Origin of the sequence: cyanobacterium endosymbiont of Rhopalodia gibberula, assembly GCF_003574135.1 — a bacterium.
GTDB lineage: Bacteria > Cyanobacteriota > Cyanobacteriia > Cyanobacteriales > Microcystaceae > Rippkaea.
Genome location: NZ_AP018341.1, coordinates 1,404,890 through 1,430,424 on the forward strand (window position 1 = coordinate 1,404,890; position 25,535 = coordinate 1,430,424).

The 25,535-nt window shown below is 34.2% G+C and carries 14 protein-coding genes, 1 tRNA gene and 1 pseudogene; 10 read left to right on the forward strand and 6 right to left on the reverse strand.

What is annotated here, in order from left to right:
• The first annotated feature begins 160 nt into the window (after nt 1–160).
• Nucleotides 161–2,246, forward strand: a pseudogene (locus tag RGRSB_RS04535) (M3 family metallopeptidase).
• A 1,372-nt stretch (nt 2,247–3,618) separates the two neighbouring features.
• Nucleotides 3,619–3,692 (forward strand) — tRNA-Asp (locus RGRSB_RS04540).
• 1,834 nt (nt 3,693–5,526) lie between these two features.
• Here RGRSB_RS04540 and coaE read toward each other — a convergent pair.
• Nucleotides 5,527–6,120, reverse strand: a complete 594-nt coding sequence (coaE, locus tag RGRSB_RS04545; protein WP_119260032.1) for a dephospho-CoA kinase — start codon at nt 6,118–6,120, stop codon at nt 5,527–5,529.
• 113 nt (nt 6,121–6,233) lie between these two features.
• On the opposite strand from coaE, the gene RGRSB_RS04550 reads away from it, so the two are divergent.
• On the forward strand, nt 6,234–6,641 hold the full coding sequence (locus tag RGRSB_RS04550; RefSeq protein WP_119260033.1) for a TFIIB-type zinc ribbon-containing protein: 408 nt from the start codon (nt 6,234–6,236) through the stop codon (nt 6,639–6,641).
• Between the two features lie 105 nt (nt 6,642–6,746).
• Nucleotides 6,747–7,907, forward strand: a complete 1,161-nt coding sequence (locus tag RGRSB_RS04555) for a cysteine desulfurase family protein (protein ID WP_119260955.1) — start codon at nt 6,747–6,749, stop codon at nt 7,905–7,907.
• A gap of 2,071 nt (nt 7,908–9,978) precedes the next feature.
• On the opposite strand, the gene ctpB is transcribed toward RGRSB_RS04555, so the two are convergent.
• From ctpB to RGRSB_RS04570, 3 genes are all read right to left on the reverse strand, one after another.
• Nucleotides 9,979–11,376: a carboxyl-terminal processing protease CtpB gene (ctpB, locus tag RGRSB_RS04560; protein ID WP_119260956.1), complete on the reverse strand. Its 1,398-nt coding sequence runs from the start codon at nt 11,374–11,376 to the stop codon at nt 9,979–9,981.
• Nucleotides 11,377–11,496: 120 nt separating this feature from the next.
• Nucleotides 11,497–12,027, reverse strand: a complete 531-nt coding sequence (locus tag RGRSB_RS04565) for an NUDIX hydrolase (RefSeq protein ID WP_119260034.1) — start codon at nt 12,025–12,027, stop codon at nt 11,497–11,499.
• Between the two features lie 24 nt (nt 12,028–12,051).
• Nucleotides 12,052–12,570, reverse strand: coding sequence for a DNA-binding protein (locus RGRSB_RS04570; RefSeq protein WP_172582035.1), 519 nt, complete (start codon nt 12,568–12,570; stop codon nt 12,052–12,054).
• Between the two features lie 93 nt (nt 12,571–12,663).
• On the opposite strand from RGRSB_RS04570, the gene folD reads away from it, so the two are divergent.
• The 3 genes from folD to RGRSB_RS04585 all read left to right on the forward strand — a co-directional run bounded on the left by folD (nt 12,664) and on the right by RGRSB_RS04585 (nt 17,347).
• On the forward strand, nt 12,664–13,542 hold the full coding sequence (gene folD / locus RGRSB_RS04575; protein WP_119260036.1) for a bifunctional methylenetetrahydrofolate dehydrogenase/methenyltetrahydrofolate cyclohydrolase FolD: 879 nt from the start codon (nt 12,664–12,666) through the stop codon (nt 13,540–13,542).
• Nucleotides 13,539–14,057 (forward strand): hypothetical protein, encoded by a 519-nt coding sequence (locus RGRSB_RS04580; protein ID WP_119260037.1) that lies wholly within the window; start codon nt 13,539–13,541, stop codon nt 14,055–14,057. The genes folD and RGRSB_RS04580 overlap by 4 nt, the downstream gene beginning before the upstream one ends.
• A gap of 254 nt (nt 14,058–14,311) precedes the next feature.
• Nucleotides 14,312–17,347 (forward strand): plasmid replication protein, CyRepA1 family, encoded by a 3,036-nt coding sequence (locus RGRSB_RS04585; protein WP_119260038.1) that lies wholly within the window; start codon nt 14,312–14,314, stop codon nt 17,345–17,347.
• Nucleotides 17,348–17,696: 349 nt separating this feature from the next.
• Here RGRSB_RS04585 and gorA read toward each other — a convergent pair whose 3' ends face one another.
• Nucleotides 17,697–19,049 carry a glutathione-disulfide reductase gene (gene gorA, locus RGRSB_RS04590; RefSeq protein ID WP_119260039.1) on the reverse strand — a complete coding sequence of 451 codons (1,353 nt, stop codon included), beginning with the start codon at nt 19,047–19,049 and terminating at the stop codon, nt 17,697–17,699.
• Nucleotides 19,050–20,248: 1,199 nt separating this feature from the next.
• Entirely contained in the window at nt 20,249–20,863 is a 615-nt protein-coding gene (locus tag RGRSB_RS04595; RefSeq protein WP_119260040.1) for a hypothetical protein, read from the reverse strand.
• Nucleotides 20,864–21,777: 914 nt separating this feature from the next.
• Between RGRSB_RS04595 and RGRSB_RS04600 the strand changes: the two genes are divergently transcribed.
• From RGRSB_RS04600 to RGRSB_RS04610, 3 genes are all read left to right on the forward strand, one after another.
• Nucleotides 21,778–22,653, forward strand: coding sequence for a 6-pyruvoyl trahydropterin synthase family protein (locus RGRSB_RS04600; protein ID WP_119260041.1), 876 nt, complete (start codon nt 21,778–21,780; stop codon nt 22,651–22,653).
• A 212-nt stretch (nt 22,654–22,865) separates the two neighbouring features.
• On the forward strand, nt 22,866–23,318 hold the full coding sequence (locus RGRSB_RS04605) for a CAAD domain-containing protein (RefSeq protein ID WP_119260042.1): 453 nt from the start codon (nt 22,866–22,868) through the stop codon (nt 23,316–23,318).
• 227 nt (nt 23,319–23,545) lie between these two features.
• A complete protein-coding gene (locus RGRSB_RS04610; protein WP_119260043.1) occupies nt 23,546–24,145 on the forward strand; it encodes a peroxiredoxin in 600 nt (199 codons plus the stop codon).
• Nucleotides 24,146–25,535 lie beyond the last annotated feature (1,390 nt).

The window sequence follows — 25,535 nt, forward strand, 5'->3', positions numbered from 1 at the left end:
GATTCGGCAATATCTACGCATTTTTGTTAAAAATTTAAATACTCAAAGTTCTTGATATTCTGATATTTTTTAGATTTTTTCTACTAATTGTTCTTTGTTCTCGATTCCTAACTATCAGTTTACTATCCTAAATTGACTAGCATCGTATATAACCAAAACTATGACCAAAGTGACTATAAACAATAACTCTTTGCTTATTGGGGGAGGACTGCTCCCGTTTCATAAAATTCGGACTGATCAAATAGTTCTGTCCATAACTGAATTACTTGACAACTTAGATTCCCAATTAACTAACTTAGAAACTAATGTAATTCCTACTTGGAAAGGATTGGTAGAACCTTTAACAGAAATTGAAGAACGGTTGAAGTGGAGTTGGGGAATTGTCGAGCATTTAATATTCAGTTAAAAATAATCACGAATTGCGGAAGGCTTATGAACAATCTCAACCTTATGTTGTTCACTTTACCAACAAAATTAATCAAAGTAGGTTCTTGTATAAAGCGTTTAAAGCCCTGCAAAATAGTGAGAGATGGAATACCCTAGGATCTGCCCAGAAGCGTATTGTTGAGACAGCTATCCGTGAAGCAGAACTCGCTGGGGTAGGGTTAGACGAAGAAGACCGGGAACGATTTAATCAAATTCAATTAGAATTGGCAGAACTTTCTACTAAGTTTTATAATAATGTTTTTGATGCAACTAAAGCATTCAGACTGAAATTAAAAACAAGACAAGAAGTTGATGGCTTACCCACTAGCTTACTAAGTTTAGCTGCTCAGACGGCTCGATCTGAAGGTGAAGAAAATGCTACCCCAGAGGCAGGACCTTGGGTTATTACACTTGATTATCCTAGTTATGTCCCTTTTTAAAAAAAAAGTAGCCAACGAGACTTACGAGAAAAAGTTTATAAAGCGTTTTTAACTCGCGCTTCTCGAGGAAATTTAGATAACAATCCCTTAATAGAACGGATTTTAAAATTACGCAAAAAAAAAGCTCAGCTATTAGGTTACAACACTTATGCTGAAGTCAGTTTATCCCGTAAAATGGCTCCAGATGTAGAAACGGTTGAAAAACTTTTTGAAGAATTACGTAGAGTTAGTTATGAAGCGGCGGTTCAGGACTTACAAACTTTAAAAACTTTCGCTCAAACTGATGACTTAAAACACTGGAATATTAGTTTTTGGGCAGAAAAACAACGTGAAATGAAGTTTAATTTTACTTCTGAAGACTTGCGCCCTTATTTTTCTTTACCTTAAGTATTAGACGGCTTATTTGCTTTGGCGCGACGCCTATTCGGGGTTACCATAACTCCTGCTGATGGTCAAGCCTCTGTATGGCACAACGAGGTTCGTTATTTTCAGGTTAGCAATGAATCAGGAGAGACGATTGCCTATTTTTATCTCGACCTCTATAGTCGTCCACGAGAAAAACGGGAAGGGGCCTGGATGAATGATTGTATCAGCCGGGCAAAAATCAAAACAGACGGAAGATTTTATACTAGTTTACCTGTCGCTTATCTTATCTGTAATCAAACCCCCCCTGTGAGGGAAAAACCTAGTTTAATGACCTTTGATGAAGTCACTATTTTGTTCCATGAATTTGGTCATGGACTTCAACATATGTTAACTCAAGTAGATTATCCAGGGGCATCAGGAATTAATAATATTGAATAGGATGTAGTGGAATTACCTAGTCAATTTATGGAAAATTGGTGTTATGATCGCCACACTTTATTTAGCCTAGCTAAACATTATAAAACAGGAGAAACTTTACCTGAACATTACTACGAAGAATTAGTATCTGCACGTAATTATATGAGTGGTTTATCCATGTTAAGTCAGTTACAATTTAGTTTTTTAGACTTAGAATTACACTATCGTTATAATCCCAATGAAAAAGAAACTCCCTCTCAAATTCGCGATAAAATTTCTCAAAAAACAATGATTATGGACCCATTGCCAGAAGATTTATTTTTATGTACTTTTTGTCATATCTTTTCAAGAATCTATGCAGCTTGGTACTACAGTTATAAATGGGCAGAAGTATTAAGTGCAGACACTTTTGCTGCTTTTTAAGAAGTAGGTTTAGAAAATGATAAAGCCATTATGAAAGTAGATCAAAAATTTCGGGACACGGTATTAGCGTTGGGAGGAAGCATTCAGCAAATAAAAGTATTTAAAACTTTTCGAGGACGAGAACCTAAAACTGAATATTTACTAATATATCGTGGTTTACTACCGTATTTTTAATATTAAAAATTTTGTTTTGTTTATTAAAGTTATTTATCCTCAACCACTTAAGAATCAACAACTATTTACTCCAGAGTTAGGATAACTCCATTATTTAAAATAATTTCTGAAAGCTTGCTGTTCTTAAGCGTGAGTTTGACAGAAACTTATGGAGAGAAAAAAACAATAGATTTACACCAAAAATAGTATTTATTGAAATAAAGTGCCATGAATATAAAATGTAGTCTTGACCTTACTGAAGTATTTTGCGATCTAGACCGCTTTTTAAAAATTTGAACAGCATTGCTATTATGTTCCTTAATTAACAAATTGACAGCTTATTTTGGAGAAAAAAATGTAATTTTCGTAGGAACTTGCTCATGTTTTTTATTTCAAGTTAGAAAATTTTGATAATTACAAATAAATTTAACTTAAGATAGAATACCCTATTTTTGTTTTACCTTTGACTGTATTATTTATACTTAATCAAGCGAAAGTGTATTTAAAGTAGGAGCTTGCTTCCTAAAACTATTTAGTTTTTTAAAAGTTTATTTATAGTTAGTTTTATTTAAATAGGCTAAAGTGAATGAATTTAAAATGTCAGTTTATTTTGTGATAGATGTAGTTATTTCTACTTCTTAGAAGTAAACAATTAAGTAATTCAGTTATTTTGAAAACAAAAACAAGTAAGTAAGTTTCAATCAGTGCAGAACAGAAAAGTTTGTTTCAAGAACAATTGCTATATATTAGTCTAACTACAAAAATTAGCTAGCACAATCAGTGTAGTAAGAACTGTCAAAGTTTACTCACGATTTAAAAATTTTCTTCGGAATGAAAAGAAGAGTAGAAATATTGTTTTTTTGAAAAAATGAAAAGTAGAAAAAATTAGAAGTTTAGCAAATTCATTAGAAAATAGATGCAAAATTATTTTTTTAAGTTTGTTTAGACTTACTTAACTTATGTTGTCTGTGGAGAAGTCTGTAGTGGTTTAAATTAATTGGGTAACTATTAGTATTTTAGAACTAAGAGTTCGTCACAACGCTGTCTGCCTCCAACTACCTTCCCAGAAATTTCTCAGTGCAGAGTGGATATGGAAAAGTCAAAACTTTATCTTATGATCAAAATCGGGGATTTGGGGGTTTGGTTCCTGGATGTTGTGTCTCAACTCCACAGCTTTTATTCAAGGTATTTTTTGTAGAGCACACCTTGCTAGCAATAACTTAGCTATTAACTATCTATATATAAGTTATTCTCAAGTGGACGTCATTCCTACTATTCCTTCCCGAGTAAATTATTCTAATGTGGGGATATTTATTATGATATCCGAAAGAATTTTTTTAGGGGTTGACAAATATTAGTCGATTTAGTTATATTTATAGACGGTTTAGAAAATGGGACTGTAGTTCAACTGGTTAGAGCACCGCCCTGTCACGGCGGAAGTTGCGGGTTCGAGCCCCGTCAGTCCCGTATAAACAAAACTTACTTAAAAAAAACTGTCTGTTCGTGGACGTTTCTTTGTTGTCTCTAGGTATATAGTTGAAGTGTGAGTGCTTCCTGACAAATTGCGCAAATGTATAGCGTAGGCTTTCTTAGTTCAAAATTAAGATTTTACTGCTTCACCAGTCTTTCCTAGATAGAAAATGTTGTCATTTATTTGCCCTCGTTCAGATACTTTACTAGGTCAGCATTAAAGATTGTTCATTGACTATAATGTATATATATCATTTTTAACTACCAAAAAAACTGTTTCGGACTTCTTAAGATTATTGATTATCTGGCACAACTTAGAAACACTCGTTCCCACTGGCTAGAGCGGCGGATTTTGCACCTCAATTTTAGCTTGTTTCTGGGAGTTGATTGACTTGTTCTATGTAAGTTTTCTTAACTTCATCGTTAAGCTCTTACTCTGCTCCGATTTCAAAGTTAAAATATTTCGGATACTCTTCTACAATTTAATACATTTAGTTTATTTTATAGCGAGAGGTTGACCGGATGGGAGCTAACTTTGTTTAAGTCTTGATTATCTTTACTGAATAAAGTCGCACGACATCGTTTCCAAAATACTTTTCAATACTTTGACTTTTATGAATTAATTTTAACAAATGATTGTCCAATTTTTTATTGATATCTACAAAATTTTAGTAACAACTATTTATAAAATAAAATTTTTATTCTATCAAGAAAAATAATGGTTCCTTAAAAAGAAGCCTAACTATATTCATGTAGCATAATTTGGACAGAGACATCAAGTTAAAACTTCTGAGAATTTTAGTCAAAAATAATCCTATTTATCGAGGAAACTCATCTTCTTTTTTATCTATTATATTTATAATTATAGAAAAACTAATATTACCCAAAATTACTAATAAATCAACTTAAATTTATTTTCTTAAAAAGTTCTCCAATAATTATATTATCAATACCTAAAGCTTAACCTAATCAGGTTAATTATTAATTTAAATATTTTGAGTAAATAAACAGTTTGATAAGTTTTCCTTAGTCAGAAATAATTCACATTGTCATAAGTAAATTTTAAAATCTTTTAGATAAACAATTACAGCCTGAATATCGTGATTTAGCAAAACATACAAGAGTAGAGGTGTAAGTGATACTCAGCCATTGATTTGCTCATAAGAGCTACGACTACTTTTTTTTATTCTACCAGTTTTCTACTTTTTATTTTTAGTAAAATATTTATATTTTCAGATAGCTTATATTTAAGTTTATCTATCAATACATAATTTCTAGTACATAGGATAGTCAATTGGATTCTATCTCAGAAACCTAAAATCTTTTTCTAAAAAACGTAGGATTTTTATCTCCTCATAGCAACATAATTTCCTATGTTTATCAAATAAATTTACCCACTGATTCTGTCCGCTAACTAACTTTATTATCTGATGCTGTACTCAATAGTGTCACAAGGATAGAAGTTACTACTAACTTATCAATAAATTTTAGCTTCGCAGCTATTGACCATAACGACACCTACAAAAAAACTGACGCTACTTAGACTGCCTTAGTATCCAGTGATTTTGTTCGATCAAACAAAATACTCCTCCAGTTTTCAACTCTTTAATCATTCTTAGTTCAGAAGTGACTTTAGCTTTTATTTAGAACTTCTAAGGGTAAATCAACAGAAGCTAAATTTGATAGGAAAAACAACTAAATTTACAAAAATAAATATTATTAATATTCACCTCTATATATTTAATATTTCTTTAACAAGAAAGCATAATTTTCACTACTTTAAAAAAATAAATTGTCTGTACTTCTAAGAGGTAAAAATTATATAATATATCTATATTTTCAAAAAAAAGTCAACCTGTTGATACAATGCATCTGGAGTCAAAGAATTATCTAAAACAACATCAGCTAAAGTAATTTTTTTTTCTAAAGATATTTGACTTTTTATTCTTTTTATAGCCTGTTTTTTAGTCATTTTATTGTTCTTTATGAGTCTCTTAATTTGTTTATCGTAAGAACAGTAGACAACCCAAATTTCTGTTACCAAACTAGTTAATTCAGCTTCAAAAAGTAGAGGAATAGATAAAATAATTATTGAAGATTTTAATCGACTTATTTCTTTTTCAAATTTATTTCTAATAAAAGGATGGATTTTGCTTTCTAACCATTGTCTTTCTTCTGAATTATTGAAAATAATATCTCCTAATATCTGACGATTTAATTGTCCATCGGGTAACTTAATCAATTGTCCATAGCGAATAAAAATTTCTTGCAAGGTTGGGGAATTTGGTTGGACAGCTTCTCTAGCATAAATGTCAGCATCTAAAATAGGAATTTTATAAATCTTATTAATGTAATTAGAAACTGTAGTTTTTCCGGTGGCAATTCCTCCGGTTAATCCAATAATTCTTTGTGACTTCGTACTCATTTTTTATCCCTATATCTTTAGCAGGTTTAATGTTACAGTCAAGTCTATCTTGTATCTTTCTGGTATAAATCTCAGCTATCCTAGAGAAAAGGAGTATTGGTAAGAAAAAATTTATGAATTTATCAATCTGCCCTAAATGTGAGGGGAATTTAGAAAAAGTTATCTATGAAGAGACCGAAGTGGAGCGATGTTGCAAATGTCGGGGAATTTGGTTTGACTCTTTAGAAGCTGAACAGCTAAAAAATCTCAAAGGTTCTGAGACTATAGACCTAGGAAATTTTCAAGAGGAGAGTCCATCAAAATCATTACAAAAAAAAGTGAATTGTCCTCGATGTCAAGTCCCAATGCTCAAAATATTTGATTTTGACGAATATCCCCTTTGGTATGAAACTTGTTTAGAATGCCATGGTCTTTGGTTTGATGCAGGGGAGTTTCAACAATTTAAACAGAATTTTCAGCAAAAAGGATACCTAGCTCGAGCTATGAAAATCCTACGTTTAAAAAAAAATGCGTTACCATAGAGAATGGGGAAGCAATATCTTGCAGCACTGAAGTAGTAGCGTTTGCTGCTAGCCTTGAACAGGGCTCAACAGGCTGTTGGCAATTCCGAGCGGTTTAGATTAGTTATGTCCCAACGTCCCATTTACCTAGACTGTCATGCCACAACTCCCATGGATGAGCGAGTACTAGAGGCGATGATGCCTTATTTTACTCAATATTTCGGTAACTCTTCAAGTGCCTCTCATATTTATGGATGGGAAAGCGAAGCGGCTGTTAAGAAGGCTAGAAAGACCCTAGCGGACGCCATCAATTGTCGTCCCGAAGCAATTATTTTTACCAGTGGTGCAACAGAAGCTAACAATTTAGCAATCAAAGGAATTGCTGAAGCTTATTTCAATAAAGGACAACACATCATTACCGTTCAAACTGAGCATAGAGCAGTGTTGGATCCATGCCATTATTTGGAAACACTAGGGTTTGAAGTCACCTTTCTACCTGTTCAAAAGAACGGATTAATCGATTTAGATGAATTAGAAAAAGCCATTCGTCCTGAGACAATTTTACTGTCAGTCATGGCGGCTAATAATGAGATTGGGGTAATTCAACCTTTAGCAGAAATTGGACAAATTTGTCATGCTCATCAAGTTTTGTTCCATAGCGATGCAGCACAGGCAATCGGAAAAATTCCTTTAGATGTCCAAACGATGAACTTAGATGTTATGTCTTTAACTGCCCACAAAGTTTATGGACCCAAAGGCATTGGGGCATTATATGTCCGCAGTCGTAATCCTAGAGTGCGCTTGGCTGCCCAGTTGCACGGAGGTGGACAGGAAAAAGGAGTACGATCAGGAACCCTCTACACTCCCCAAATTGTAGGGTTTGCTAAAGCTGTGGAATTGGGATTAGAAGAGATAGAGTCTGAGGGAAAACGTCAAAGTCAATTGCGCAATCACCTTTGGCATCGATTAAGTCAACTAGACGGTGTTCATCTTAATGGTCATCCCACTCAACGGTTACCAGGTAACCTTAACATTAGCGTTGAAAAGGTTGATGGAGCTGCCTTATTACTAGGATTACAGTCAATAGTAGCAGTATCTTCAGGGTCTGCCTGTTCTTCGATGGGAACAACTCCTTCTCATGTTCTTCTAGCTTTAGGACACAAGGATTCCCTAGCTTATGCTTCCTTGCGCTTTGGACTAGGGCGATTTACCACCACGCAAGATATTAAGCAGGTGAGTAAATCAACAATGAATATCATTAAGTCTTTACGTCAAACCACTATTTGACCATAATGTTCGGTAACAAATAGATGCGGTGTACTAGCTTACCTAATTTACCTGATTAAATCAATGTTACACTAAACCTAATAATGCCTCTTCAAAAGAAACGGTTTTGGTTGATTTATCCTTGTTGAAGACCTATTAGTTAAAGTCTTTGTTAAAGTTACAGTACGGCATAAGTTTTCAGTAAAACCAATGATTAAGATGAGCTAGTGACTGAACAATTACTAAACTTACTGGAGAAAGAAATAGAAGATCTTAATCCCTTATCACAAAAAGAATTTAATTATAGTCCTTATCTCAGAACTTTTTTAAGATAAGCATGGCTGATTGCCGAAGCAATTAGTCTAATCACTTTTGCCAGTTTGATTATCAGCGCAGGATCCCTATACTTACGTAGGGAATTTCTACTGACTCGTTGAGCCTATTACTTCTAGTGTTAAACTCACTGACTCTAGTACCTTAGCATGGACAGAAGAAGTTCCTGATGAAAGATTATTTGGTTTAGACTATCCAACAAATCTGGTATTTTTAACTAGTCAAGAAATGACTCATAAAATTGCCGAAAATGTTTATAAAAAAAAATATCTTGAGTAATTGCTGCCATTTAGGAATATGTAAGAGAAAATTTTGTCGTTGAACGCGTTAATATCGGGACAAGAAAAAACAATAATGCTAATATTATTGCTGTTTTTTATAAGGTATAAAATTTTGAAAAAAGTTAAAATCCTATTATCTGTCACTGCTAAAGATTTTGTTAATTGTAGTAAAAAAAACTAAAAACTAATATTAAGATATGGTAAAGTTCAGTGATAAATAACTACCTGATTTATAAGAACAACTGAAAAAATTCAAGCCAAATAGAAAGAACTACAATAAACATATAGATTAATTAATCTACTTTCCAATAATAGTAAAATTTTAAGCTAAATTATTAGTTTAATATAAAAGATTCTTCCGGCTAAAAATAAACTTAAATATTTTGGGACAACTAAGAAAAACTTGCAGAATTAACTTGATATAACCTCTAATTAATTTTAGACAGTATCAACTCTTAGTCAGGACAAAAAAAGGATAGAACTGATGGATTAAATATAGGAACTTAAATTAAAAATTGCTATTTGCAAAAATTGTTAAATAACACTGCTCAATAAATTCTGACTAACAATTTCTTGTCTGTCTCCCCTAACCTGACAGCTTTTGAGTATTTAAATAAAGTTAAATTAGATTTAATTCAACAATTAGTAGAAACTAGTGACTAAATAGAGGCATTAGAAAATTAACTGCAGTCTTTAGCTATAGAAAAGCAAGTTTAGAAAAATAAGTCCAACACTATCCTGCTTTAATTAAAGAATATAGTGATACTGAATGTCAAATTAAGCTAACTGAAGAACTGCTGAATAAACTACTTTTTGAATGCAAAACTATTAAAGTTAAATTAGCAAAAATATTCCTTTAAAACTAACTTTTAAACCTCAAATTCCTGCCGATGCTGAAGAAGAATACATTAGTGATCCACCAGATCGGAAAAAAAGCTTCTCGCTGGTCTAGTTGGAGTACTTTTGTTAGGAATAGAAAGATCAATTCTACGGGAAAAACTCAACAATATTTTATTTTTTGCTAATGACGTTACTTATTTACTTCCAATCCCCTTACTAGCTGATATTCACAAAGATGGCTAATTAGCTAGACTGTTTAATTTCATAATTTGTGATAATATTTACTTTCTGAATAATTCAGATGTTAAATTGATAAAAGTAAGAATTGATCGTATTGTAATGGTAGTACAGACTAATAAAACATCGATATTTTCAGTGAAAAAACGATTAAAGAAATTAGGTCTTTGAGACTACCGTTATTAGGAACTGTTACCAATCAAGTTTATTAACTATTTAATGATTAGGACCTAGCTAACTTAGCTTACTAATATCCGCATCTCAAAACCACTTTATTTTTTTGTAGAAACGCTGCGTTTAATCTCTTGACAAAAAAGGGATGACGACAAGCTCTTGAACCTCTTGTCATACAAAAGGTTTATTAATATTCTACTTCTACGTCAATCTAGATGATCAACAATTCAATCATCCTCAACGCGTCGGTTTATTCTTTCTCCACGGGAATTTTTATCCTTTACTACTTCGTGTAAATTCTCCCAACGAATACTGACTGGTTTAGGGATTTTGGGTAAAGAAATAGGGGGAGCATTTTTTCTTAAAACGTTGATAGCTCCTTTATATTGGGGGTCAGCATGAGTTCCCATTAAAGATGGATCATTTCTAAGTTGTATATGTTGCTCCATGCTTAAGTCTAGATAAATATCGGGGTTAATCCCTTTTTGATTAATATCTTTCCCACTGGGGGGATAATATCGAGCAATGGTAACTGCTAACCCAGACCCATCTGATAAGGAGTGAACTGACTGTACAGTTCCTTTGCCATAAGTGGTAGTTCCTACTACTGTTGCTCGTCCATTTTCTTTCAACGCTCCTGCTAAAATTTCACTAGCACTGGCTGAACCCTCATCGACCAACACTACTAAAGGCAGATCTGTTAATGAGGTTCCATTAGCTGAAAAATGGCGATCACCACCACGACGATCAACTGTCATAACAATTTCCCCTTTTTTGAGCCAAAGACGAGCAATATCTATACTAGCGAGCAGTAATCCTCCTGGATTTCCTCGTAAATCTAAAATATAACCGGATACTTCTTTATTCCCTAAATCTTTTATGGCGTTTCTCATTTGCTCAGCGGCATGGGAACTAAACTCGTCAAGGCGAATATAACCGACGCGAAGTTGAGCTTCTTGTTTAAGGTTATAGCTTACAGAAGCAATTTCAATCTGTGATCGTGTTAAAGTGACTTGAAACACCCCTTTATTCTCGCGGGACAATTGTAGACTAACATCAGTACCTAATTCTCCTTGAACTGCATTTCTAGCTTGTTCAAGAGTCATTAGCGCTGTTGGCTTGCCATTGATGCGAATAATACGATCACCTCTTTTAATACCTGCTTTAGCAGCTGGTGAACTTTTAACTGCTTCTACCACGTACAATTGGCTAGTGCGCTTGTCAAATGTTAGCCTAATCCCCACACCGGATAATTCTCCAGAGGTCTGACTAGTAAGGGTAGCAAAATTATCAGGGGTCAAAAAACGAGTATAAGGATCACCTAACCATTTTAAGGCTTTTTGAATGGCTTTGTATGCTTGTTTATGATTAGCATAATCTCGGTTGAGCAATTCTTGACGCTTTTCCTTCCATTCAACTCGGTTGAATTCTTTGTCCACAAACTCATTGTTAACAATTTGCCACATTTCATCGATAACCACCTTAGGATTATCTTCTAAGATGGTTATCGATGATTTAGGAGAACTTAACGCAGGGGTAGCCAGAGACTGGAGAGTCACAGCTGCGATCATCCCTCCCCAGAGACAAATTTGATGCAACTGAACGGGCTTTATCGGACTATTCATGGGGATTTTTACAGAATAATGACAATATAAAATGGGTTCAAGCAAATTAACAAGATTTAGGTAATAGAATTAGCTGTCTTCAACCTCAATGGCTTTGATTAAACCACCACAATGGAAGAATTAAGCGTGAGTAGAGGTGATCATTATGTTTTCTTTTTGCTTTAAGTTGTACTCGAAAAAATCGAGTAGGATTGCCCGATGAACTTTTCCGATGGGATGAACCTGATCGGTTTTTGGAGAATAACATCGTCCTTGCTTAATCATATTCACCGGCACTAACCCGAAATCGACTCCTTCTTGCAAAACTAATTGTTCTATCGCAACAGTTAAAGGAGAAGAATAAAGATAACGAGTAATATTTGGTTCATTATAAACTCTAAACTTCATTGGGTTAGGGACTTTATAATTTATTTCTTCAACTAGTTCCCGTTTTAGTGCTTGTTCCGGGGTTTCTCCTGACTCTATATGTCCCCCAAATAAACCCCAATGGTCAGGATAGGCGATCGTAGATCGATTATCACGTAACTGGAGCAAAAAATTATCCTCTTGGTAAACAATCACCAAGGCTACCTGAAGAGGAAATTTAGTGTCTTTGTCCTCAATGTTAGTTGGAGATAATTGAGGATACGAGTATTTTTTATGCGACCGCATAGTTATTTTAAGTGCAATTTAATTTTATTTTGAGTTACTTTTATGAGGTAGTAGAAGTTCGTTAACATCCAAATCCGGTGTTGATGTAGATTCGGGCTGAGGAGAAGAGAGTGGTTGTGTTGGCTGATCGGAAGTTTGGGGTTGAGTCTCAAGTTGTTCTACCTCTAAAATATACAATTCGCCCAAATCCTGTCCACCAATAGAAATTGGCTGATACTCTACTTGTCCTTTAATGGTTATAGAATCTCCTGGTCTAGGAAGGGCGCCATTGGTCAGAACCCAAACTGTCCCTGTATCGTCTTGGAGTTTATAGGAACCATTATCCATAAAAGGCGCATGATCAACCACAGTTCCTTCAATATAATAAACTGCTTCTTGAGTTTGAGGGTTTTCTTTTGGTTGCTTATATTGGATGAGTTCATTGATAGGAGTTACTGGTATTTGAGCTATTCTGAAAAAATTCAGTCGATTACAACCGATAATTTCTCCTAGCAGTAAAAACAGAAATCCACCATGGCAAATTCTAATGTTTAAATCTTTCATGATGAGTGGGAGTAGCTTCACTTAACTGAGATATTTTAACTGAAAGGACACCTTAAAATTTTTACTAGTTCCAAATTCATTAATTATTTGTCAATGTCTTCTCCAACTTCTTCTGTATTAAATGGTAAAGCCTTAGCAAAAAAAATTCAGTGTGAACTCCAATGCTGGGTTCAAAAGCAACAATCCAGTATTGGACGTCCTCCAGGATTAGCCGTATTGATGGTAGGGGATGATCCGGCGAGTGCTGTTTATGTTCGTAATAAAGAGCGGGCTTGTGCTAAGGTAGGAATTGTTTCTTTTGGTCATCATTTCCCTGATAATATCCCCCAAGATGAATTAGAAACTGTTATTGAACAACTCAATCAAGATCCACGAGTGGATGGCATATTAGTCCAGTTACCTTTGCCCGTCCATTTAGACGCAGTCCAATTGTTATTAACCATTGATCCCGATAAAGATGCTGATGGTCTCCATCCGATGAATTTGGGGCGGTTAATGCGTGGTGAACCAGGGTTACGCAGTTGTACCCCCGCCGGGGTAATACGTCTGTTAGAAGAACATCAGATCGAAGTTGCAGGTAAACAGGCAGTGGTGGTAGGAAGAAGTATTTTAGTGGGCAAGCCGTTAGGGTTAATGTTACTTGAAAAAAATGCTACGGTGACTATGGCTCATTCTCGAACCCAAGATTTACGAAGTGTGACTCGTCAAGGGGATATTTTAATTGTTGCAGTAGGTAAACCAGAGTTCATTAATGCAGATATGGTTAAACCTGGGGCGGTAGTTATCGACGTAGGAATTAATCGTGTTGTTCGATTAGATGGAACTTCCCAACTGGTAGGGGATGTGGATTTTAACTCTGTGGCTGGTACAGCGCAATATATTACCCCAGTTCCTGGGGGAATAGGTCCAATGACTGTAGCGATGTTATTAAGTAACACGGTGCTAAGTTATCATCAACGAGAGATGCCATGAACGAATTTTTCCAAACCTATACTTGTGAGTTACCCCAAGGCAAAACCTGGCGGGTGTCCATTATCCCTGAGCGAGATAATGTAGACTTTGATTTAATGATTGAAGATCCTATAGGCAATATTATTGCCCAAGATAATAGTACTAATGCCGATGCTTATTGTACATTTACGAGTTTTATAAGTGGAACCTATTTATTTAGAGTAACATCTGTTAAAGGAAGTTGTAAGTTTGCCATTGATATTAACCCAGTAACGATTCTTTTTTCTCGTAATTATTACCATCATCTTGAAAATGGTATTGTTTGGAAAGTCGCGGTGATTCCAACGGCAAAAAACGTGAATTTTAATCTTTATATTGAAGATCCCAAGGGACAAGCAATTATTCAAGATAGTAGTCCCGATCCTTCTGCAACTTGTGTGTTTACTAGTACTATTAAGGGGAACTATTGTTTTCGGGTTGAATCCCTTAAAGGAATGAGTGACTTTGATTTTAAAATTGAGGGATTGATTGACTAATTTAATTAACTTAAGTGTATATAAAAGTTATGAGCAATACCAAATATTTAGCTATTTTAATTTAAATTAGTCAAATATTTGGTATTGATGATCAAACACTAAATTTTCTACTTTTGAATTTTCTACTTTTGTTAGAATAATCTTGATAGTTAGTTCATTAGTATCTTCCCTATATGGAGTCTTTCTTTTAAGATTAGAGATCCAAACGCTACATATAGAGTTTGCTTCAGTTAGTCTCGAATAAAGAAGGGATAATGAACCATAGACAGGAATGGCAAAATAGCGGTGTTGACGAACAATTAATTAACCTCAATGTAACAGCCTTGGAGGGAACTTCCCCTTTAGAGTATTTGTTTTATTCTGACGCACTTCCTAGACGTAATGATGGTCGGGTTAATAATTCTATTTTAAGACGTTACGAGCATACAGAACAAGGAGGCTGGTGGTGTTCTGGGGTAGATCTGTTGACAGGCAGCGAGGACTTATGGGGGTGTTTTAAACCCAATTCTCCCCGAGCAAGTTATGATGAACACAAGTTAATCAAATATGAACATCCCCCTAAAACATCGGCAGGGGTTTTTGCATTGCGGGTTCCACTGCATCTATGGCGACAATTAGCGCAACGCCACCACCAGGATCTTACTCCAGAAGACATTAATAATCAACTCCCAGATTTAGGTTTTTGGCAATGGGTGATAAATCATCCTTCGATCCCCCTTTGTATTACTGAAGGGGCTAAAAAAGCAGGCGCGTTATTAACAGCAGGATATGCTGCTATCGCTCTTCCGGGAATTAATAGTGGTTATCGAACTCCTAGAGATAAATTAGGTAACAGAATCGGAAAGTCTCGTCTCATTCCCCAACTTGAAAAACTAGCAATTTCAGGAAGAAAAATGTATATTGCTTTTGATCAAGATAGTCAGCCAAGTACTATTAAAGAAGTAAATTATGCTATTAGAAAATTAGGAAGTTTGTTCACTCAAGCCGGATGTCAAGTTAACGTTATTGTATGGCTACCGAAATGGGGAAAAGGAGTAGATGATTTTTTAGCTCATAAAGGACTTAAATTTTTTAATGAAGCTTACGAAAAAGCCTTATCTTTAGAAATTTGGAGAGCACAAGGTTTAAGTCAATTAACTTATCCTTCTGATGTTGAAGTTAGTACTCGGTATTTAGGAGATTTGCCCATTCCTACAACTGCTAAATTAATAGGAATTAAATCTCCAATAGGAACTGGAAAAACTAAGGCTCTTGAAAAGATTGTTGAGCAGGCGATAATTCGTCAACAAAAGATATTAGTAATTGGTCATCGAGTCAAGTTAGTTGAGCAACTTTGTCAACGATTTAAAATTCCTTATTTAACAGAAATATCAACAAATAATATTCAAGATATAAAAGGATGTGGACTTTGTATTGATTCTCTTCATCCTAATTCTTTGTCTAAGTTTAATCCTAATAATTGGACAAATAGCCTGATTATTATCGATGAAGTTGAACAGGTTTTATGGCATGGATTGAACTCAAATACTTGCCAGAAAAATAGGGTTTCTATTCTAAAAACTTTCAAGAAATTACTTGAACAAAATTTAGAATTTGAAGGAAGAATAATTATTGCTGACGCAGACTTAAGTGATATTTCTCTTGACTATCTAATTTCTTTAATGGGAATTAAATTAAAACCGTTTATTGTAATAAACAATTGGAAATCTAACGAGAAAGAAGCATGGGGAGTATATAATTATCCGGAAACCACCCCTCAAGAATGGCTCAAAGATCTAGTACAACATATCCAGCAGGGGGGTAAACCTTTTGTTTGTCTATCCGCTCAGAAATTAACTAGTAAGTGGGGAACACAAACCCTAGAATTGTACTTAAAAAAACGATTCCCAGAAGTGAGAATCCTAAGGATTGATTCTGAATCGTTAACCGATCCTAATCATAACGCTTACCAATCTATTAATCACCTTAATCAAATTCTATTGAATTACGATATCATTTTAGCTAGTCCTTCTATTGAGACAGGGGTCAGTATTGATATTAAAGATCATTTCACCTCCGTTTGGGGATTAGCTCAAGGGGTACAAACTGCTACCTCTATCTGTCAATCACTAGGACGAATTCGTGATAATATTCCTCGTTATCTTTGGTGTGCTTCCTATGGGTTTAATAAAGTGGGAAATGGTTCTACTTCAATTCCCAATTTGTTAACTTCTAGTAATCGTGTTACTCAGTTAAATATTAAGTTGTTACAACAATCTAACCTAGAAGCTTTAGATGATATAGATACAGAATTTCAAGCAGAATCTTTACTTTGTTGGGCAAAAATGGCAGCTCGCGTTAATGTTTCAATGATTCATTATCGCGAGTCAATATTAAAAAATATTACTGATCAAAATCATCCAGTTCTTTGTAAGAATAAACTAGTCAAAATTAAAGAGATAGAAAACCATAAAAAATATTCGTATAATAGTAATAATTCTCATCAATTAATGAAAGCAATTGAAAGTTTTAGAAAACAGAATTATCAAGAAGAATGTCTAATGATTGCCCAAGGTACAGAGATTACTGATCAACAATATCAAGCGTTAAATAAGAGGTTAGTTAAAACTGTAAATGAACGGCATAACATCAAAAAATATAATTTACAAAAACGCTATTGCATTGAAGTAACTCCTCAATTAGTTGCCCTAGATAATGAAGGATGGTACGATAAAATCCGTCTCCATTATTTCTTAACTTTAGGGCGTTCCTATTTAGCAGATAGAGACACTATTCTTGCCAAGAAAATCATAGAAAAAGGACAGGGTAGTCTTTTTGTACCCGATTTTAATAGTTCTCAATTAGGGGTGATTATTGGGACAATGGAGGTGTTGGGAATTCCAGTGTTACTAATGAACCATGAACGAAAGTTAAAACCTACAGATGAAGACTTGCAGGCTATGGCAAAAATTGCTATTAAAAACCGCGTTGAGATCAAAACTATTATGGGAATTGGTATTGCTAAAAATTCTAGTCCTATCACGATTATAAGGCGTTTATTGGATAAAATAGGTTATGGATTGACTTGTATTGGTTCTCGAAAAGTTGATAAAAAGCGAGTGCGGGTGTATCAAGTCGTTCTTCCTGATGATGCTAGGCAAGATGTGTTTAGACAATGGTGGATAAGAGATGAAAAATCCCCAGGCAGTTCTGAACCTTGGTTTGAAGAATATACGAATGGTAAGTCGGAAATGACTAAAATTCAGCAGGAGAAAAACAAAAATTATATTCAATTAAGTTTAGAATTTTAGCAATTTGCTTCAATCCTTGATATCAAAAACTGTATTTCGTAGAGTGGATTATTATGAAGATTAGATTTTAATGAAAAAATCGTAAGTTCCTATCTGCGTCGTAACCACCAGGATGGGGAGTCGATTTAAGTATATCGAAATAATTAAATACTAGTGATGAATTAATTGCACCGTTCCTATGGCAATACACCCGTAGGAATTCTATATACAGAGTATCTACGGGTATACTAGGCAAAAAATAAGGGAACACTGAGATGCAGCTTTGTATATTATGACAACTAGAGACTTTCAGGAGAAACCTAATGGGATTAGTGATCAAATCTTCCCTAAACTCTGTGATCAAAAAACTTTAACGCATGGTCACAAATTCTTCAGCAGAACTTGGATGAATACCAACTGTAGCATCAAAATCAGCTTTTTTAGCTCCCATTTTTACTGCAATCGCTATTCCTTGAATAATTTCGGCAGCATGATCTCCTACCATATGTGCGCCTAGAACTCGATCACTTTCTTTATGAACAACAAGTTTTATCAAAGTTTTTTCCTTTTTATCAGGCAATACATAATACATGGGACGAAACTCACTACTATATACTTTGATAGCATTTTTCCCATATTGTTCTTTAGCTTTTGCTTCAGTTAGTCCTACTGTGGCAGCTTCTGGAATACTAAACACGGCAGATGGGACATTTTCATAGCTCATCAAACACGATTTCCCCCCAAATTTGGTGTCAGCGAAGGCGCGTCCTTCACTAATGGCGACAGGAGTGAGATTAATACGATCTGTACAGTCTCCAATTGCATATATATTTGGTTCAGCGGTTTGACTATATTTGTCGACAATGATCACTCCATTTTGCACTTCAACCTCTGTATTTTCTAATCCTAAGTTCTCTAAGTTAGGAATACGTCCAGTAGCAGCCAACCCGATGGTATCAGCTAACACCATGTCATTATTGCTATCTCCTTCTAGAGAAATTGTTAAACCTTGGTTTGTCTTTTTGATTTTAGAGATGGAACAGTTCTTTAGGATGCGAACACCATGTTCTTCCATAGACTTTTGGATGGTGGATTGAAGATCTTCATCAAACCCTTTTAATATTTTATCGCGGCGAATAATCTGGATAACATCCGACCCTAGTCCATGCATAATACAGGCAAATTCCACCCCAATATAACCTCCTCCCCAAATAACGACGCGTTTGGGTTGTTCAGGTAGTTTAAACATAGCATCAGAGGTCACTAAATATTCTTTCCCTGGAATGTTTGGTTTAATGGGACGTCCTCCCACAGCAATTAAAACTTTATCGGCAGTAACTTTGGTATCTCCCACTTCTACGGTGTGGGGATCGAGTAGCCTACCATGGACACGATACAGTTGAACATTGGATTTATCCAACATTCTTTGGTAAATACCATTGAGACGACCAACTTCCCTATTGATAGCGGACATCATTTTAGTCCAGTCAAGGATACTTTTAACTGGACTCCATCCGTATCCTTGGGACTCTTCCAAGATGCTAGGGAAGTGAGAAGTATAAACCATTAACTTTTTAGGAATACATCCTCTGTTAACACAGGTTCCCCCTAAACGATTAAATTCTGCTAACCCGACTTTGGCTCCATATTCGGCAGCGCGTCTAGCAGTAGCAATTCCTCCTGAACCACCACCAATGACAAATAAATCAAAATCAAAACTCATAATTTTATTAAATCTCCTAAATTCTAGGTTTAAACTTTTACATTGTGCTTTTTAGCCCTGTTTTTTATCTTAAGACAGTTGGCTATTCAAACACACTGATCGCTTCTAATTACATATTAAACCTTGTTCATCAGTTTTTCCAATTCCTGGAAATATTGTTACTTTTTCGCCTAATTTAAATTCCGTAACAGATGATAGTAATTTTATCAAGATTTAGCTTACAATTTTTTTTAAAACCTCTAGTTTAGATGATAGATAATTTTGCTGATTAAAAATTTTTAAAAAAAACTTTAAAAAGACTTAATAAAAGTCAATTTTATTTATAAATAAATAGTTTTATTGAACTACTTTATAGGTTAATAATTGTATCCTTTGTGAAAATATATACCCTCTAAGTTTAATAAATTAAAATTAGAGTCATTGAAGTAATAATAACCTATTAAGATAGTAGCCCATTAACTATAAAAGAATAACGATTAGAAAAGAATATTTTGCTTCACCTATTTTAGCCATCAAATATAATTGACATATTGACTTAAATCCTAATATGCTAACTTAGCAGTTGTTAATGCTAACATCTATCTCTAGGATGTGATCATTATCAATTTATATATTAAAATTAACAATTTTATTTGCAATAAAAATCTAGAAATAACAACTACAATGTAATCTAAAAATTATAGATTAATCAGTTACAGAGACTAATAATATCTATACTGAAAGTTTTTTGAACTAACTTTAAAAAATATCATATTTTACTAGAAATATAAGCTTTAAAAACTACTATAACCTCATTAAGACTTAATTCTAATTCTTAACAAGAATAATATATTTTAGGGTTATTCCGTCATAATTTAGTCACTCCATAAATATCAGTTACCACATTTAAAGTTAATGGAACTCTTAAAACTAATTTTAAAAACACAATAGTTAAAGATAATTTACAAGGTAAAATAGGAACAATATCTGGTATTTCTAAATTATCTGACTATCTAATAGTTTAATAGTTATTCTCCTTTAACTATTAAACTATCAGTTCTAATATAAGCCGATCAGAAGTTCCTATATAAGAAACTAGAAAGGAAATTTATAGTAGCATTATTTTGAGTGAGTCGACTTATTAAAGATGTTAACTTACATAAGGTATAGTAGGGACAAATTTTAATGAAAAACAGCTTATAATTTATTAGTAACTTTACTTATTTCATAGCTGCTAATAAAGCAATAAGAGCATTATTTTCATAGGAATTAATTTCTTGATCTAACCAAGCAATTCTTACCGCAATGGGAAAGGCACTCGCCGCTACATCTGGGTCAAGTTTTTTTAATAATTCTGGTGACTGAGGAACTTTTAAAGCAGATTTAATACTAATCAGAATAGATTGATCTAATTTAAGGGGAGAAAGCTGAGTTTCTACCTCATGCCAGTCAATTTTATCATTGGGAATTCCTACTTGGATTAAATAAGCTAGTAATCTAGACAATTGTAATTGTTGTCCATCATCCATGTGGCTATAATTGCCATTGGCAGGGCTATCAATTTTAGAGTGTGATCGCCCAATGTGCGTTTCCGATGATCGCAGATTTTCAAGAATTTGTTGCCAGTCTTTAGCATCACATGAATCAGGTTTAGCTACTGTAAGACAAACATGAATTCGTTCAGCTTTAGGAGAAATTTTAGTCACCCTCGCCCGAACCCCAAGATAACCTAACCAACGAGCAATGGTGTCAACTAGAGTCGCCTGGGTAGCGTGAGAATTTGCTAACAAGCGGATTTGGGTTTGAACTAGAGGGCGAACAATTTGGGAGAGCATGATAACTAAGATGCTTTAATTTCTCTTCTTTCCGTAATATAGATCAATTGTCAAGTTTAATGTTGTCACAAAGATAGCGAAACCAATTTCGAAGAGAAGTGCAGATTATAGTTTTAGTGTAGGTGATTTGGGTGATAAAGGAATTTTTCAGAATAAGTAGGCAATTATTAGGAAATTAATCCTATTTAAGCTTTTTTAACTTCGGTATCCAATTTTTGCTCACGAAGTAGATTCGTGCTGACTTCTTTATACGGTTGATTGATGTAATTAATTCCCCAAATTTGTCAAGATCTCTTGGGATTTTAATATGTCTAAACAAAAAAACAAAGAATGTTCAGGTTGTTTACTCAATCTTTTCTCATTAAAAAGGCAATAGTTCTTAAAGTTAGTAAAATTAAAACTATAATTTTACTTATTCCTTTAGTCTTTCCTTCTAGAGGTTTTGCTTTTTTTGTCTATAAATTGCTTCAAACGATACAATCATCAAGCTTGATGACCCTACCAGTTATGTGTCAATCAACCAAGCTTTATTTTAAAAATACCATTTAAACGAAAGTTGAGGCAGATAAATGTCAATCTTCAAACCAATCAATCACGTTTTTTCTGAGGTTTATAATGAAAAGAATTTTAGATATGAACTAAATACACTCACAAAACACGGTAAAATTGCTATTGCTAACTAACAACTCCATCGCGTCAAATTGTTAATATTACTCAAGTAGACAGCATTTTCGGGGGTTTTCTTTTTGGAAAAACCAAATAAACTAACTGTTTATAAGATTAACAACTTACTTTTGGCTAAGTTAAAGACTCTGATATTACAAAAGTAGAGAGTTAAAATTTGTCTCTAATTGGTTTATGCTAAAAAGGATAAGTTTTGCTAGACTCTACAAAAATTGTTTTTTCCAACTTTTATGGAATGTATTATTAGCCGCCGCGCTCAATTCTCGGCGAGTCATCGGTATTGGCTACCTGAATTCGATGAAGGGGAAAATAAACGACTATTTGGGGCTTGTACCTGGTTTCCTGGTCACGGACACAACTATGTCCTCTATGTTTCCTTAATCGGAGAAATCGATCACTATGGCATGGTGGAAAACCTTTCTACCGTCAAGCGAGTTATCAAAAAAGAAGTCACCGGTCAACTCGATTATAGTTATCTCAATGACGTTTGGGAAGAATTCCAAGACACCTTACCCACCACCGAAAACCTAGCAAGGGTAATTTGGCAGAGGTTAGCGCCCCATTTACCTCTTGCTAACATCCAATTATTTGAATATCCCCAGTTGTGGGCGCAATACCAAGGAAATGCTATGAAAGCTAGTTTAACCATTCGGACTCATTTCAGTGCGGCACATCGTTTAGCTCTTCCCGAATTAAGCTTAGAAGAAAATACCAAAATTTATGGAAAATGTGCCCGTCCCCACGGACACGGACACAATTACCATCTCGAGGTTTCCGTTACTGGAGAGATTGATTCGCGTACAGGAATGTTAGTAGATTTAGTCGCCTTACAAGAGGTGGTCAATAACTACGTAGTTGAACCATTTGACCATAACTTTCTTAACAAAGATGTTCCTTACTTTGCTCAAATCGTTCCTACCGCTGAAAATATTGCCCTTCATATTGCTCAATTACTTCGAAAACCCATTGAAGAACTCGGTGTAGATCTTGATAAAGTTAAATTGATCGAGAGTCCCAATAACTCCTGTGAGATTTATTGTCGTAAGTCTCCTCAAATCCCTCAAGGGTTAACCCACCAAGAATCTGTCTTGGCAACAACTAATTAGAGAATTAAAATTAATATAAGCTGACCTCAAACTAATAAGAATTAATTTAAGATCAAAACTTGAAGATTACGGAAAGTTGACAGTTGTTTCAAAGAAATAACCTAGCCGTTGATGTGTCTGGTAATATGGGCAAACGCTAGGCGGTATACTAGATGGTATGACTGTGTTGTCGCCTGCAAAATCTCCAATCTTAGATTAAGGATAGATGTACGATGGAATCCCAAGCTCAAGAAAAAACGATCCCTCAAGGCTTAGATATTGACCCTCAAGGCTTAGATACCGACCCTCAAGGCTTAGACACCGAAGTTTCAGGGACACTGACAAAGCAACCGTCTATGACTGATCAGCCTTGGCAAGAGTGGCTAGAACCTGTAGTTGATCTTCTTTCTAATGCCTCTGATTACATTGGACAATGGTTCAACGCCTATAAACAATTGCTGACAACTCTCGGCATTGTCCTTTTTGCTATCATCAGCGTTAAGGTTATCGTGGCAGTTCTCGGAGCAATTAGTGATGTTCCTCTTTTAGCTCCAGTTTTACAACTCGTAGGGCTAACTCACACTGCTTGGTTTGCGTGGCGTTATCTTTGGAAGGCGTCTAACCGCCAAGAGTTAATGGCTGAATTTGATGCCCTAAGAAATCAAATTTTTGGCGAGAACGCCTAAATCAACTTTTTGGTCGAATAAAATCCCTCCGACTATTACAGTGCGGAGGATTTTCTATCTATGATATTATTAATTTTTTTGCATACAAACATAAAAGAACTCATTAGTATTTAACAATTATGCCATTGTTCAACGGAACATCGGTAGGGATTTTATGATATATTCAAAACCGAAGGTGAACGTGAAAGTTTTCCCAAGGCTAGAAGATTTTAGGAGACTTATGACTTATGACAACAGAAGGACGCCTGCAGGTCGGTCAACCTGCACCAGACTTCACCGCGACAGCCGTTATTGATCAGGAATTTCAAACTAAAAGACTATCTAGCTATCGTGGCAAATATGTTGTCTTATTATTCTATCCCTTAGACTTTACCTTCGTCTGTCCCACTGAAATCATAGCATTTAACGATCACTATGACGAATTTGCTAAACTTAACACAGAAGTTTTAGGGGTATCAGTCGATAGTGAATTCTCTCACCTAGCTTGGATTCAGACCGACCGGAAAGAAGGGGGAATTGGTGATATTAGTTATCCTCTGATTTCTGATATCAAGAAAGAGATTAGCACTGCTTATAATGTCTTAGATCCAGAAGCAGGAGTCGCTTTACGAGGACTATTCATCGTTGATAAAGAAGGAATTGTTCAACATTCCACTGTTAACAATCTTTCCTTTGGCCGTAGTGTTGAAGAAACCTTGCGAACTCTTAAAGCCATTAGGCATGTTCAAACCCACCCCGACGAGGTTTGTCCTGTGGATTGGAAGGAAGGAGGCAGAACTATGATTCCTGATCCTGTAAAAGCAAAAGTGTATTTTTCAGCTGTTTAGTTTCTCTTTACCTACACTCAAAAAAGTCCATGAGCCTCCACTAATTGAAAATTGGAAGCCGGGCTCTGCCTGCGGTAGGGAATGTCTTAATTTTAATTAGGGATAATGTTAACTTATACGGATTTGGATTGCTTACATAAACATTTTTAGGTTTTCTCAATTAAGGCATGACAAACTTACAGCTAAGTAAAATAAGACCCTCAGCTTTCTTTTATTATAATTTTGTTACATTTAGGCTAGAAAAGCAACAATTTTTTCTCAGTTTCTGCAAAGCCAAATTGTAGTTGGGAAAGGATTTAGTTTTAAAATTAAAAAATTCTGATTATTAAGTATTCAGATGTATACATGGGGCAAGTTCTAAGTATACTCTTTCCGGCAAAACTTATCTGAAATTAAAAGAAGAAAATATAATATAAACATTTATTTTCTTTTCTAAAGCCCAATATAAATGTTAACAAGTTACAAAAATTTTTTAGTTTAGGATGATTAAATAAAAAGTTTACTCCTAACCTGGTGTGGTAGTTATTCTCCAATTTTATGTCACGAATAAACCTAGCATAGGTCTATGCTTTAACATCTAAAATGGTTTCTTATAATTTTTCTTTACAGAACAATTGAAGTCTAGGGTATTCCCACTAGATTTTTATAAAATTTTTTACAAATTTTATAAATGTTATTTAATTCTTTTTTATTTAGAACGAGAACTTTATCGTTCTAAATCAGTAGGATTTTCTGATTTATAAGACAGTATAAAACTCTTTTTATGACAACGGGATGCGCTAATAATTCAGATTTTTCTTGATATATTTTAATAAATAAACTAATTAACTGCTGATTATTTATGTTTTTGTGAGTATCCATCGAGTTATTAATCTTTAAAGCAAAAAAATAGAAATACTTAATGATGTAATTTACACTTATAAAATAATTTAGAGAAATTAATTTTTATTCTTCACTTTTTGAGAAATTATTCGTTATGATTATTGTTTTTTACTAAGCTAAAATTTTCTAGTACCTGTAAATAATTTTAGTAATTATATTCTAATCAATCTTAGACTATTATTTGACCTATTAAATATAAAATGTTTACGAATATCTATGGCAATTTGAGAGTTAAACTTTTAAAAAAATCCTTTATTTGTCACTATAATTACCTCAATTTATTTAATTATTAATATTAGATGGGTGCAATGGGTAGAAAATTAAGTCAAAGAGTGTTGTTTTTAGAGAAGCTCAAACTATTTGGTAGTATAGCATGTACTTAAGTACACTTAAAAATTAAATTTAGTCTTAATTTCCACAAAAGAACATAAACACTTAATAGTGTTAGGTAAAGAAAAATATTTATTTCTAATAGAAATCTAATTAATTAGAAAAAATAATAACTATT